This is a genomic window from Achromobacter marplatensis, assembly GCF_049060505.1.
GTDB lineage: Bacteria > Pseudomonadota > Gammaproteobacteria > Burkholderiales > Burkholderiaceae_B > Achromobacter > Achromobacter marplatensis_A.
Map to the genome: position 1 here is coordinate 217,149 of NZ_JBMGRB010000006.1, position 14,407 is coordinate 231,555.

Genomic DNA, 14,407 nt, shown 5'->3' on the forward strand with positions numbered 1-14,407 from the left:
CGCATCGCGGACTACAGCGCCGCGGGGCTTCCCTTCAGCCTGATCTCGGCCACGGTACGGTCGCCGCGCTGATCCAGCGAGAATTCGTATCTGTCGGCGTACCGCAAGGCCAGGCGGCGGCACAGATTGCCCAGCCCGCCACCGCTCTCGACCAGATCGAATGGCGCCTGCAGGTGACCCGGGTTGTCCACCTCGATGATCAGCTCGTCGCCGTGCAGCCGAGTGCGGATGTGGATCAGAAATCGATCATGCACCGCCCGCATGCCGTGCTTGACCGCATTTTCCGCCAACCCCTGCAGCGTCATATGGGGAATGTTGATCTGCAGCGTGGCCGGGTCGATCTGGCAATGGCACTCAAGCTGCTTGTCAAAGCGCAGGGCCTGTATGCGGATATAAGCCTGGGCCGCCTCGATCTCCTCTTCCAGCCGGCTCAGGCCGCGACCGCGCCGGTCCAGCGAATAGCGCAGGTAGTCGGCCAGGCGGCGCGTCATCTCTTCGGCAATCGCCGGGCGCTCGGCGATCTCGGCGACGATGGTGTTGAGTGAATTGAAGAGAAAATGGGGCTCGATTTGCCGCTGCAGATGTTCCAGCTCTAGCTGCAGGGACCGGGTTTCGGCCTTCATCTTGGACATCCGTTCGGTGCGCGCAGTGATCTCCGCCGACACGCCGAAGTAGATCAGCGTCCAGATAGACAGTATCCCCATGTAGTAGATGAAGCCCAGCCGGTACTGATTGCCCGGCAGCCCAAGTGGCCCCCAAGAAAAGTAAGCGGATACGACTTATCTTGGGGCGTTCGAACCGGCAGCGAAGAGGCCGCCGCCTTAGAATTGCCAGCGCACATTCGCGTTAACCGAATGCTCCCGGCTGTCGCTGGCGTACTGGCCGGCATACCCCAGCCTTAGCGACGCCGTGCGCGCGATCGCAACCTCGGCACCCAATTCCACCAGCGCCGCGTCGCGCCCGATGGGCGCGCCCGCGACGGTGAACGACTGCCCCGCGCCGAACGCCAGTACCGATTCCGGCTTTATATCGCCGAACACGTGGCGCCAGCCCACGCTGCCGAACACCTTGCCTTGACGGCCACCGGCCTCAAACCCTTGTGCGGCGCGCAGCCCCAACGTCGTATACGTTTGCTGCGTGCTGCCGGACTCGCCCGACAGTGCAGCCCCGCCGCCGCTTTCAGCAAAGCCGCGCGTGCGCAAATCGCTCCAGGCCAGGCCGACGAACGGCTCCAGCGTGGTGCGTTCCCCCAACGACCTTGCATAGGACAATTCCGTGAACACCTGAGCGGTGCTCGCGCCATAGTCCGCCGTCAATGCGGCGGTTTGGCTGTTGGCGTAGCGCCGCGTCGAGATGTCGTGCCACGTATAGCCGGCGCCCGCCAGGAATTGCCACGCGCCGGGACCGGCGGCAAAGGATTTCCCGCCATAGACCAGCGCGCTGTAGCTGGACACGTCTGCCTGAGAGGCCCGCTCGTCGACACGCGCTTTGCTGTCGGTGTAGCCCAGGGCGCCCCCAACACGCCAGCCCGCGCCCACGGGGCGATCGGCTCCCACGAACAGTCCGCCAACATGCTGGCGGATTTGCGCGGCATTGCCATCGGCATCGATGGTCTGCCAATTGCCCACGACTTCGGCCCAGGCCGGCAAGGCGCCGGACGCCGGCATCTCGCTGGCCGAGAGCGGCGCATCAGACACGCCCGCGGCGGCGGTGGGGCTACCCGCCCGCGCAGTCGCTTGCAGGTTCGCGCGCAGCTTGGCCAAAGGTGTCTGGCGCACCTGCGCCGCGCTCTGAAGCAACGTGCTGGACACGCTGGCGTGTATTTCACCGGACAAGCTGTCGAAGGCGTCTTCGGTCTGACCCACTGCCAGCGTCGCCACATACTGTCGCAACGCGCTGTCTGGCCCCATGCTTTCCAGGGCGCCGGCCACGGCGCGCTGATTGGGCGTATTGGCGCCGGTAGGAAAGGCGCGCGTCTGCAGCAAGCCCAGCTTCACGTCCGTCGCGCTGTACGCAAGCTGGGGATCCAGAAACGCGTAGTTCGACGACACGCTCTCGAATCGGCCTTGTACCGAATTCGCGCTAAGAATGGTGTAGCTCAGGTTGGGGGTGAAGTTGCCGTCCGGCCCGACGTGCAGCACCGAGCCCGCAAGACGCGCGATGCCGTTCACCACGACCCGATCGCTGTCGGCCGATGCCGGCGCTGCTTCGACGCGGTAGGTGGACCCGGGCGCGAAGGTCAGGTCGCCATTGACTGTCAGCGTGCCGATCGAATTGCCGGGGCTCAAAACCGAGCCGGCGGCCAGTGTGACCGCCCCCACCGAACCTGCCCCGCCCAATGTGGCGCCCGCGCCCACGCTGACCGGACCCGCCAGCGCCCCATTGACCGTCAGCGCGCTTCCCGACACCGTGGTCAGCCCGGTATTGCTGCTGTTGCCGGTCAGGATCACGTCGCCCGACAGGATGTTGACGCGGCCATTGCCTTGAATGCTGCCGCCATAGGTCAGGGCCGGGCCAACGAAGTTGAACAGCAGTTCGCCATCACCCGCGCCAAATCGCAGCACTGGCGCATTCAACACACCCACGGGCGCCGCGCCAAAGTCCGCGGGCGTGCCCATGACTAGCGTGCCCTTGGACCCGGCGGCGTTCGCGATCACGACTTCACTCGCGTTCAGCGCGCCTCCGAACATCAGCAGCAGCCGTCCTTCGCCTGCATCGCCCACGGTCACCGGACCGGTCGACGTCCATTTGGACCCGTCGCCCGAAATCGTCACGTTGCCATAGGATCCCGCCCGCCTGCCCAATGTGCCGTTCCAGCTGGTCAGCTGCCCGCCGCCGGAAATGCCCAAGCCACCCCGCGCACCGCGGGCGTCGCCCACGACAAAGATCCCAGTGTTGCTCCAGGACGATCCCGTCCCGCCAATCGAAGCCGTGCTGACGCTGCCGGACCCGACGCCAACGAACCCGGACGTGCCGCTAAGCGTCGCGCCGTCGGCTATCAACAACGTGCCGCTGCCCTCTTTGCCGATTTCCACCGGCCCCGAGCTGGTCCAGGACGAATCGGCGCCTGTCAGCAAGACGCTGCCGCTTGATCCCGCTTTGTCGGCCGCGATCAGGCCGCCGCTTAGCACACGCCCCGCATGGTTGACTTCAAACAAGCCGCTGCCAAAATTCCCCACCTTCACGGGCAATGCAGAATCCAGCGACGATATCTCGCCGTCCACGAGGAGGGAACCCGTGGAAAGCGCCGAGTCCCCAATGCTGATTTCGGTGGCGATAAGCGTCGCGCCCGCCAGCACGCGCACCGTGCCGCGAGCGCTTGTGCTGGGCTGCCCGAACTCATCGCCGCCGACCAGCAAGATCCCGGCCTGCAAGGTGGAGCCTGCGTCGGCCACCTGGATTTCGCCCCACCCGTCGCCGCCACGCCCGGCTGCCAGAACGCCCGCCTGCACCACGCCCCCATTGTTGATGGCCAACGTAGCCGTCCCTAGCTCGCCGACGTACAGGGTGGACAACACTTCGAGCCGGCTGCCCGGATCCGACACGGTCACCGATCCCGTACTGTTAGGGCCCTTGGCGATCGTGCCGTACATGGAGTTCCAGATATTGCCGGCGCCCACGCCCCCCAATACGGCCGCCCCGTTCGAGCCGCCATCGTTGCCCAGCACGAAGCTGCCGGTAGTGAGGCTTGCGCCCGTCCGAAACACCAGCGCGCCGGCGGCGGTATCGCCCACCAGCAACGAGCCCGCTTCCCTCATACCGTCAAGCTGAACCGTGTTGGCTGCGATATAGGCATCGTCCGCAAGGGTGGGCAGCGCACCGCCCCAGTTTGCGGGAACCCCCCAAAACGCCCCGCCGCCGCCGCCGACCCAGGTGACGGTCGCCGCACCGGCGGATGGCGCGCCAAGGCTGGCGACCGCCATGGCAACCGCCGCTGAAAGCGGACGCAGAGGCAAGTGGGAAATCATGGGTGACAGGCGCATCGGCTTCATTCTTGGCTTCCAGGTTTTGGGCTGCCGGACGTTCACATCCCGGCGCGGCGACGAGGAGTATAGGAATTTGCAAGCGTCTGAAGCTGAGCAAGTATGAGCGCGGCAACCGGGAAAAGCTGCTTGCGCATGCGGGACTGCCGGCGGTGCGACATTCAAAAAAAGCGCTGCGCAAGGAAACCAAGTCGGGTTAAATTGAGCGCCTTGCTACCCGCCCGGGTACGCATCTACCGGTGCCTTGATACCAGCCCCGAAGCCTAATGTCCCATACGCCGCCTGCCGACCTGATGCCCATGCTCCTGGACGCCGTGTGCGTCGTGAACGCGTCAGGCGTATTCCTCAGCGTGACCGGCGCTTGCCAGCAGATTTTCGGCTACACACCCGAAGAAATGGCGGGACGCTCGATGATGGACCTGATCTACGAAGCCGACCGGCCCGCGACGCTGGCCGCGGTCAACCGGCTGATGGGGGGCAAGCTGCAATACGATTTCGAGAACCGTTACGTGCGCAAGGACGGACGGATCGTCCACATTATGTGGTCAGCCCGCTGGTATCCGGACAAGCAGATTCGCGTTGCGGTGGCACGAGACGTCACCGAACGGCATGTTCAGCGCACCGCGTTGGAAGCCACGCCGGCGGCACCGCAGCCCCTGCCATGGCAACTCTGCGATTCGCCGCCCAGCCTGGTTCCTCCCGGGGCTTCGCCCATCCCCTTGTCCCACCAGGACTACACCGTCCTGGCCACGCTTGCCGCGCACGATCAAGGGGCCAGCCGTAAGGCCATCGTCGAAGCGCTGGGAAAGGACTACTGGACCTACGACCGACGCAGTCTGGATACGCAGATGCGGCGCCTGCGCAGGAAAGTCGAACAAGCCTGCGACCGCGAACTGCCGGTTGCGACACTGCGGGGAATGGGTTATCGGTTTTACGACCTGATCGAATGCCGGCAGCGGGGCGAGGTAGCGCGGTCGGATTGAGCGCAAACGTCCGGCCACAACGCCGGCTCGGCGCACGGCGCCCGGGCGGCCTCGTCATAATGGTTCCGGGTCAAGCGCTTACCCGAGGTCCTGCACTCCCAAGTCGCGTGTTTCAGCGCCTTGTTCGGGGTCCGTCTCTTGGATACAACTCCCGGACGCCGATTTATTCTCGATCTTGCGAAATACGTAGCTCGAATACGCCAAAAGATGTAATTTTTACGACGAGCTCACAGTAACAGCCACTGCCCGGTAGTACGTCCACTAAACAACGTGTGTACGGAAAAGGAGCGTGTATGTATCCAGCCAACGTGCCGGACAGCCGTCGTTCTCACTATCTTAGAGATGCACTGCGGTTCACCTGTCTCTACACCCCCGCCCACACGCAGTTTCCTGCTGTTCTCCCTGCCGCGACCTTGCGCGGTGACTTGAACAACGGCGTACCACCGCGCCCCAATGCAACCTGGGCCAAAACCCACTGGTGCCTTTTATTAGGCTCCCTGACAATCGGCGCCGACGCGGTCGCGCAGACGCCTTGCCCTTCCGGGCCCGTCTATCAATCTGGAACCGCCTGTCAGGTGACTGGCGGACCCGCAATTAATGTACTGGTCGCGGCCCAGCCCGGTTTGGATGCACAGGGTATTAACGGTGAAATCACGGCACGCGACGTCACGATAAACCTCGGCGGCACCGGTTCGACGTTGCCTCGCAACTATATTGGCGCACGGGCCGGCACAGGCGGCCGCATCACCTTTGACAACGGCCAACTGACTACCGTGCAAGCCGCCAACAGCCAGCAAGGGCTTGTGGCGTCCGACGCCGGCAGCTTGATCACCACCTCCGGCTCCAAAATCACGGTGGGGCTGACCACCACCGCCAATGACAACGTCGGCGTGCTTGCCGTGAACGGTGGCACCGTGCAGATGATCACCACGGATGTGGCGACCCAGGGCGGCGGCGGCGCCCGTAACCACGCGCTGTCGGCCACCGGCGTCGGCAGTTCCATTTCCCACGCAGGCGGCCTCATCAGCACCACCGGCCGGGGCTCGTTCGGCGTGCACGTCGATGGGGGGGCTTCGGTCACGCTGGGTTCCGGCACGTCGATCGTCACGACGGGCACCATCACCTCGGGCGGCTCGGCAATCGGCAGCCACGGCGTGTGGGCCAACGGATCGGGGATCAACGGCAGCACGGTGGTTCCGAGCCACGTGGACGCAAACGGAATTTCGATCGTCACCGGAGATCCGGGCATCGGGACGAGCAGCGGCACCAGCGCGGCGGGGGTCCGCCTTGAGACCGGCGCAACCGCGTCCTTGACCAATGTGTCAATTACGACCCGGGGCGCCGGCACGACGATCAATCCGGCGGCAGGCGTGCTGGTTATGTCGGGCAGCAGCGTGGTCGTGCAGGGCACAAGCGCTATCACCGCGTCCGGCCAATTCGGACATGGAATCGTGGCACAAGACCCGGGTTCAAGCGCCGTCGTCAACGGCGGAACGTTCCAGGTGGGCGGTGCGCGGTCCATAGGCGTCAACGTGCTGGCTGGCGGCTCCGTTTCGATGAATTCCGCCAGCGTTGTGGCGGGATCCGGGGCTGCGATCGGCGTTCAGGCGGACGGAGGCACTTCCGGCGCGGGCGCCACGTTTACCGCGGTGGACACCACAATCTCCGCGTCCAACGCCAGCGGACATGCCTTGCGGGCCAACGGCGGCGCAACCGTCACGCTAACGCGGGGTTCGGCGACCAGCAACGGGATAAACGCGAATGGCCTGGTCGCCGCAAATTCAACCATCACGGCAACCGACGTCTCTATCCTGACAACCGGCGACGGCAACGCCATGGGCGCGCTGGCAGACCTGGGCAGTTCCATCACAGTGACAGGCGGCAGCGTCACCACCCAGGGCGCAGTTTCTCCGGGGTCCCGCCGTCCCCACGCACTCGCGGCCCGTAACCCGGGTGGCCGGCTGTCGGCCCAAGACACCGTCGTGCAGACCAGTGGCGATGAAGCGATGGGCGTCGTCGCCGATGATGGGGGTTCGGTCATCCTTGAACGCGTACCCGTCACCACATCGGGCACGCTGGCGATAGGCGCATTTTCCGTGGTGGAACAAGCCGGCCCGCAGTTCGCGGCCGACATCGCGGCCACGGACTCGACCATCCGGACAACGGGTCTGCGCGCCTACGGCGCACTCGCACAACGCAATTTCTTGGACGCGCCGGCCACCATCGGGCTGCTCAATTCCTCGGTCACGACCGAAGGCGCGGAAGCGGTCGGTCTGCGCGCGGTCAGCGCGGGCGCCGTCACGGCCACGACAAGCAGTGTGCTGACGCAAGGCGCGGCCTCGCACGGCGCGCTGGCGCGAGACAGCGGCAGCCAAATCACGCTTAACCAGACGCAGGTGACGGCGCAGGGCGCCGCGTCGCACGGCGCGGTTGCGCAAAACGGCGGCAGAATCAGCGGCGACGGCGCGGTGATCCGCGCCAACGGCGGCGCAGCGATGGGCCTGTTCGTGGTGGGCGACCCGGGGCCGGAAGCCAGCATCGCGCTGGCAAGATCCAGCGTGACAAGCGTAGGCGCGCCCGCGATCGGCATGGCCGGTCTTGCCAACGTTACGCTGCTGAACAGCACGGTTTCCGGAAATGGCGTGTGGCTACAGGTAGGCACCATCGACAACTTCCCGCTGTTATCGGCACCGGACGCGCCGTTGACAGGCATCCCGGATCCCGACACGCTGCTGGGCGACGCCGTCGCGACGCCCGCAGCCGTGAATGCCGTCGGCACCGCTGGACAGGCCACGCTGACCGCTTCGGGTTCAACATTGACCGGCGCCGCGCTAACCGCGCCGGGCAGCGTATCGAACGTGGCTTTACAGTCGAATACCGTCTGGACAATGACGGGCAATTCGAACATCACGAACCTGACGAACACCGCCAGCCAGATCGTCTACGCGCCGCCTGTCGGGAATGCCTACAAGACGCTGACCGTTTCGAATTACGTAGGCGGCGCCGGCAGCGTCGTCGGGCTGAACACCTTTCTGGAAGGCGACGGTTCCCCTTCCGATATGCTCGTCATTACCGGCTCGGCCACTGGGCAAAGCGGCTTGCGCATCACCAACGCAGGCGGCGCGGGCGCCGTGACGCAAGCAAGCGGCATCAAGGTGGTGGACGCGATCAATGGAGGGACCACGGCAGAGAGCGCTTTTTCGTTGAGCGGCCGGGCAGTCGCGGGCCCTTACGAATACCGGCTTTTTCGCGGGGGCACCGCGCCCGAGGAATCGAACAACTGGTACTTGCGCTCGGAAAAGAACCCCCAGCCCCAGCCCCAGCCCGCCCCGCCTGATCCTGAACCTTTGTATCGCCCGGAAGTGGCCGCGTATCTTGCAAACCAGCGCCTGGTGGGACAGATGTTCGTGCAAAGCATGCATGACCGACTTGGCGAGCCTCAGTTCATCGAGACGCAGCAATTCGATAACGACGACAGCAAGCGCAATGCGCTCTGGTTGCGTGCCGTCGGAAAATGGGAAGGATCACACAGCCGGGATGGAAACTTTGATGTCAGCACAAACCTGTTCCTGCTCCAGGGCGGCGGCGACATCGCCCAGTGGAAGCTGTTTTCCGAAACCGACAGGCTACACGTTGGCGCAATGCTCGGATATGGAACAGCCGACAGCACGGCACGCGCCGATGGCAACCCTTACAAAGCCAAAGGACGGGTCGACGGCTACAACGCCGGCGTATACGGCACATGGTTTCAAAATAACGAAACCAAGCTTGGCGCTTATGTAGATACGTGGTTTCAGTACGGCTGGTTCAATAACAGAGTCCAAGGCACCGATTTACCGCGTGTCGACTATGACTCCCAGGGTTGGGCAATTTCGGCCGAAACGGGGTATGCGTTCAAGTTGCGCGAAAACTGGATGCTTGAACCCCAAGCCCAGATCATCTACGTCGACACCGACACCGATAGCGTCACGGAAGACAATGGAACGCGAGTTGATCGAGCCGACTCCAACGGAACCATCACGCGTCTGGGCGTGCGCACCTATTCGACCTTTGATCTAGGCAATGCCCGCAAGGCGCAACCCTTCGCAACGATCAATTGGTGGCATACCAACGTCGACAGCTCCGTATCGTTCAACCAATTGCCCCTGGGCGCGCTCTATCCCAAGGATAGATACGAGCTCAAACTGGGAGTGCATGCCGATTTCACCAAAGGCTGGACCGGCTGGATCAACGCGTCGGGCAGTTGGGGCGCGCAAGACTATCACCAGTACGCAGGCCGGATCGGCGTGAAATACACCTGGTGATGGAGAGCAGCATTAGCACGAATCGTCTGAGTAGTACGTTTACCTACCATTGAGTAAGTACGGAACCAAGGAGCGTGTTGAATGTGCAAGCCTAATCCCGGCTCGCGATCCGCGGCCATTATTGGAAGCGCCTTGTTGTGGTCTTGCCAGACAGGCATCACCTACGCGCAGCTTTCCGCGCCTATTCCCCCCACCCCAAGCGACAACGACCTGACGGCCCCTCAGCTGGGCGGATTGACCGGTACGGTTCCCGCTGCCCAGGCTATTTCGGGCCAGCTCTACAGCACAACCGGGGTATCGAATCCGGCGCTACGCTCGGATGGCGTCGGCGCGGGCAACGTCAGTAACGGTATCGTGGTGACTGGCGGAGGTGGCGTCACAGCGCAGAACCTCAATGGCACGTCGCTCGGCGTCGTCAACGCGATGATGGGCGGGTTTGTTAATTTGGGTAGCGGGTCAACGGTGAATGCCAGCGGCACAGGTTCCAATCCGGGCATTATCGGCGCCACCGGCTTGTACGCGCGGGACATCGGATCAAACGGCGAACGCTCTAACATCACCGCCAACAATCTCACCATTAGCGCCTCTTCCGATAAGGCCTATGGCGCCTATGCCAGCTACGGCGCCCAAATCACGTTAACCGGTCTCACCTCCATCACTACGCAAAGCAATGGCACCGAGGGATGGGCCATTACGACAAACTACGCCGGTCTTCTAAGCGCGGAAAATGTAGTTGTCAATATGGATGGCTGGAATGGGGGATTTGGCTCATCGCAGATGGCGGTTTCCTCATGGAGGGGTAGCGTTACCACCATTACGGGCGACGCGAACCTGACGGTAAAAGGAAAGTCGGCCACGCTACTTTATGCGAGCGCCGCGGATTCCCAGACGAACGTGAACAACGTGACCGGTTCAGCGGTAAGTACGGAAACCTACGCTGTCATCGCTGGAGCAACTGGCGGCGGCTCCATCAGTGCAACGGGTAACGTGAATGCAACGGTCAATGCCGTCACGACGGGTTATGGGTTGAACGCCAGCGATGGCGGTAATGTGTCTTTTACGGGATCGTCGACCTTGAACATCAACGGCGGGCAGGCCGCCACGGGATTGGCGGTGTTCGACGGTGGAACGATGCAGTGGTACAACGGCACCGCCAACATCAACGGGGTGAAGAGCCCGACAGATGTCGTGGCGGCCCTGTATTCGGAAGGCACCGCCGCCACGACGGCCTCCTCTTTTGATATACGCAACAGCACGTTCAATTCGAACGGCGACGGGATCGTCATTCGCGGGGGCACGGCCACCGTCGCGTTCAACAACACGAAAATGACCAACGCCTCCGGCATCGCGTTGGATGTGGGCGCCGAAGGTGCCATCCCCGGAACGCTGGAGTTCACGGCGGACGGGGGGTCGCAATTGACGGGTTACGCATTGCTCGGAGCCGGCAGCACGTCGAACCTGACTTTGCAAGGCAACTCGCTTTGGAACATTACCGGCGACTCCACTCTCAGCAATCTTGTCCTGAACAATTCCCAGGCAATATTCACACCCCCCACGGCAAACACCTATAAAACGCTTACGGTCAATAACCTGAACGGCAGCGGCGGCACGATCAGTTTGAACACCGAGCTGGGCGACGACAATTCGCCGACCGACAAAATCAGGATAGACGGCGGCACGGCCAGCGGACAGACCCGTCTGAACATTCTGAACCAGGGCGGCGCGGGCGCGGTTACGGTGGCAAACGGCATCCGCGTCGTGGAAACCGTAAACGGTGGGACCACAGGCGGCTCGTCCTTTACGCTGGCGCAACGCGTCGTGGCCGGCCCCTATGAATACAAGCTGTTCAGGGGCGCGGCGACGGATGCCAACCCGGAAGACTGGTATCTGCGCTCCCAGAAGGAAGCACCGCCTCCCGAACCAATCCCAGGTCCCACGCCCGAGCCAGATCCTGAACCCTTGTATCGTCCGGAGGTGGGCGCCTATCTCGCTAACCAACGTCTGGCCGCGCAGATGTTCGTACATAGCCTGCACGACAGGCTAGGCGAACCACAATTTATCGAATCGCAGTTTGGGGCTCCTGACAGAACACGCCGCGGCGCCGGATGGATGCGCGTGGTGGGTCAATGGGAAGGCACAAAAAGCAGGGACGGCAATTTCGATGTAGACACCGACCTTTTTCTTCTGCAAGCCGGCGCAGACGTGGCGCAGTGGAAGCTGGGCGGGGAAAACGGCCGCTTGCATCTGGGTCTGATGGGCGGGTACGGCAATGCGCACAGCGACGTGTCGGCATCCGGCAACCCGGCTAAAGCGAAGGGCAAGGTCGACGGCTATAGCGCGGGCGCCTACGCGACGTGGTTTCAAAACGACGCGCAGAAGCTGGGGGCCTACGTCGACACCTGGTTCCAATATGGTTGGTTCAACAACGAGGTCAAGGGCGACGACTTGGCAAACCAGAAATACGATGCGCATAGTTGGGCGATTTCCGCCGAGACCGGCTACGCGTTCTCGCTTGGTGAACAGTGGGTGATTGAACCTCAAGCACAGCTTATCTATGTCGACTACAAGCAAGACGACGTGACAGAGGTCAATGGCACGGATGTCGGAAAGGCAAACTCGTCGGGCGTGATCACGCGTCTGGGCGCACGCACCTATAAGACGTTCGAGATGTCCAATGGCCGCAAGATCCAGCCCTACGCCACCGTGAACTGGTGGCACAGCAATCCTGCCAGCTCGGTATCTTTCAATGGCCTGCCGGTCAAAGATCTGTATCCCGCCAACCGTTACGAGCTGAAGATCGGGGTCAACGCGGACCTGAACAAGGGATGGACGACATGGGCCAACTTGGGCGGCTCTTGGGGCGCTCAGGACTTTCACCAGTACGCAGGCCGTGTCGGCGTGAAATACACCTGGTAAGTGCGTCATCGGCGGCGTCCGGGGGGCAGTCGCCCCCCCGGATGCCGGGTGGGAAGGCCCGCCAACAGCCAGCCCGAAGATGGGTCGGAGCACGTCCCCAGCGCGTTTAACATGCTAGGCTGGCATTATTTCCGCCCGTCCCTTGCAGATGAAGTCCTTTCTCCATTCCGAGAAGTTCCTACTCTTGGCGTGCGTCGTCGCCGTTGCCGGATACGCGCTTGACCCCTCTTCGCGCAACGTCGGCAGGCTGGCCAGCCTGGCGCAAGCCACCGTGCTGGTTGCGGCTATTCTTTGCGCCTCGTTAAGCGTGGCGCGCCATGCCGAGCGCATCGCGCAAAAGCTGGGCGACCCCTACGGCAGCATGATCCTGACACTGTCGGCGGTGTTGGTAGAGGTGATCGTGCTGGCTATCGTGTCGTCCAAGGGCGGCTCACCCACGCTGGTGCGAGACAGCATCTATTCCGCCGTCATGCTGGACATCAACGGCATCCTGGGCGTGGCCGCGCTGATCGGCGGATTCAAGCACGGCGAACAAGCCTACAACGACGACTCTGCCCGGACCTACAGCGTGATGATCCTGACCGCCGTCACGGTGTCGATGATCATCCCCGAATTCGTGCCCCAAGGCAGCTGGCGCGCCTACAGCGCCTTCACCATCGTGGCGATGCTGCTGTTGTACGGCGTTTTCCTGCGCATGCAGACCGGCCCGCACAGCTACTTTTTCAGCTACAGCTATCCTGAGAAGAAAACGCGCCGCAACTTGCCTGCGGGCGCGCAAGCCAGCTGGCGCCCGTCGGCGGCGATCATGGCCGCCGGCATCGTCGCCGTGGGCTTTCTTGCCGAACTCATGTCGCATTCGCTGGACCGCAGCCTGGAAGGCCTGGACGTGCCGATCGGCCTGGTCGCCTTGATCGTGGCGGGCATTTCCGCCGCGCCCGAGATGCTGACGGCCCTGCGCGCCGCCTTGGCCAACCGCATGCAATCGGTGGTCAACATCGCGTTGGGCGCGTCGCTATCGACCGTGATCCTCACCGTGCCTGCCATGGAGGCGATGGCGTTGATCTCTGGCCAGCGCATCATCATGGCGATGACGCCGCTACAGACCTTGATGATGCTGGTCACGCTGCTGGTTGCCGCCATCAACCTGAACGACGGCCAGACCAACGCCATTGAAGGCATGACGCACTTCGTGCTGTTCGCCGCCTTCCTGATGCTGTTGAGCCTGGGGCTGTAGGCACGGCGTTGCGGGCCGCGTCAAAAGCGCTGATGCTGCCCGAAAGGCACCTCGGCATCGGTCGGTTTTTCAAAAGTAGGCGCTTCGCCGTTCAAGTCGGCCGCGTGGATGCGCGCCAGCCGCGTGGCTTCGTCAATCGCCGTCTGCGCGGACGGGTATGGGGTTTCGATGGCGACGCGTTCACCCGGCTGCGGCTCGCCACCCAACGTCAACGTATAGCCGATACGCCATGCCCCGCCGTGTTCAACGGGCCGCTCGATCTGAAAATCCCATTTTGGCTTTTCCATGATTCCTCCTGTTGACACGCAACATGCTACAGCGATTGCCCGTGACGAAAAAAGTCCTTTGTGACCGCAACGACGGGCATGCCAATTGCTGCGCAACGGGGTTCACGGCGCCCAGGACACGCCATGATTTCCGAACGATTGCGCGGGTTGCGTCACATCGCGCAATTAGCCAAATCCCGTAAATCGGGGGCACAATCACGCCGTTGCCAGTTATCCGGAATCATCATGCAAGCCACCATCGCCGTCTTGACGTGTGCCGCCTTCATCGTGCTGTCGCTGTGGCATATCTATTGGGCACTGGGAGGCCGGATGGCTTACCTGACCGCCTTGCCGGTTAAGGACGGCAAGCCGCTGTTTAGGCCGTCGGCGCCGGGAACATTTTTGGTGGGGTTGGCCCTGATGGCGTTTGCCGGCCTGGTGGCGGTCAATGCGGGCTTTCTGAGCGCGCCTGTCGCGCCGACCTGGCTCCGCTGGACCAGTGCCGCGCTGGCGCTGGCTCTGCTAGGACGGGCGATTGGCGATTTCCGCTACGTGGGACTGTTCAAGCGGATGGGCGGCGAGCCCTTCGCCCGGTTGGACACGCGGGTGTTTTCACCGTTGTGCCTGTTGCTGGCCGCCGGCGTGGCGGCCACCGCCTGGCCGGGCTGACCGCGCGGTTAGCCGCCGGCTTGCCGGCCCCCCGGCCAACCGCGCCGGGCGT

General features: G+C 63.3%; 9 protein-coding genes. 6 read left to right on the top strand and 3 right to left on the bottom strand.

Annotated elements, in window-relative coordinates; translation table 11 throughout:
* Positions 1-11: 11 nt before the first annotated feature.
* Positions 12-623, bottom strand: a complete 612-nt coding sequence (locus ACI0FO_RS17115; protein WP_416028488.1) for a sensor histidine kinase — start codon at positions 621-623, stop codon at positions 12-14.
* 198 nt (positions 624-821) lie between these two features.
* Positions 822-3,923 (bottom strand): autotransporter domain-containing protein, encoded by a 3,102-nt coding sequence (locus ACI0FO_RS17120; RefSeq protein WP_416028489.1) that lies wholly within the window; start codon positions 3,921-3,923, stop codon positions 822-824.
* Here ACI0FO_RS17120 and ACI0FO_RS17125 point away from each other — a divergent pair.
* The 5 genes from ACI0FO_RS17125 to ACI0FO_RS17145 all read left to right on the top strand — a co-directional run bounded on the left by ACI0FO_RS17125 (position 3,922) and on the right by ACI0FO_RS17145 (position 13,420).
* Positions 3,922-4,089: a hypothetical protein gene (locus ACI0FO_RS17125; RefSeq protein WP_416028491.1), complete on the top strand. Its 168-nt coding sequence runs from the start codon at positions 3,922-3,924 to the stop codon at positions 4,087-4,089. The genes ACI0FO_RS17120 and ACI0FO_RS17125 overlap by 2 nt on opposite strands.
* A 160-nt stretch (positions 4,090-4,249) precedes the next feature.
* On the top strand, positions 4,250-4,966 hold the full coding sequence (locus ACI0FO_RS17130; protein WP_416028492.1) for a PAS domain S-box protein: 717 nt from the start codon (positions 4,250-4,252) through the stop codon (positions 4,964-4,966).
* Between the two features lie 293 nt (positions 4,967-5,259).
* The gene (locus tag ACI0FO_RS17135) at positions 5,260-9,270 is read left to right on the top strand and encodes an autotransporter outer membrane beta-barrel domain-containing protein (RefSeq protein WP_416028494.1); all 4,011 of its coding nucleotides are present in this window, start codon (positions 5,260-5,262) and stop codon (positions 9,268-9,270) included.
* A gap of 81 nt (positions 9,271-9,351) precedes the next feature.
* On the top strand, positions 9,352-12,186 hold the full coding sequence (locus ACI0FO_RS17140; protein ID WP_416028496.1) for an autotransporter outer membrane beta-barrel domain-containing protein: 2,835 nt from the start codon (positions 9,352-9,354) through the stop codon (positions 12,184-12,186).
* 148 nt (positions 12,187-12,334) lie between these two features.
* Entirely contained in the window at positions 12,335-13,420 is a 1,086-nt protein-coding gene (locus tag ACI0FO_RS17145) for a calcium:proton antiporter (RefSeq protein WP_416028498.1), read from the top strand.
* A 20-nt stretch (positions 13,421-13,440) separates the two neighbouring features.
* Here the strand turns inward: ACI0FO_RS17145 and ACI0FO_RS17150 are convergent, their stop codons facing one another.
* Positions 13,441-13,707: a hypothetical protein gene (locus tag ACI0FO_RS17150; protein WP_416028500.1), complete on the bottom strand. Its 267-nt coding sequence runs from the start codon at positions 13,705-13,707 to the stop codon at positions 13,441-13,443.
* A 225-nt stretch (positions 13,708-13,932) separates the two neighbouring features.
* On the opposite strand from ACI0FO_RS17150, the gene ACI0FO_RS17155 reads away from it, so the two are divergent.
* Positions 13,933-14,355 carry a DUF3995 domain-containing protein gene (locus ACI0FO_RS17155; RefSeq protein WP_416028502.1) on the top strand — a complete coding sequence of 141 codons (423 nt, stop codon included), beginning with the start codon at positions 13,933-13,935 and terminating at the stop codon, positions 14,353-14,355.
* The last annotated feature ends 52 nt before the right edge of the window (positions 14,356-14,407 follow it).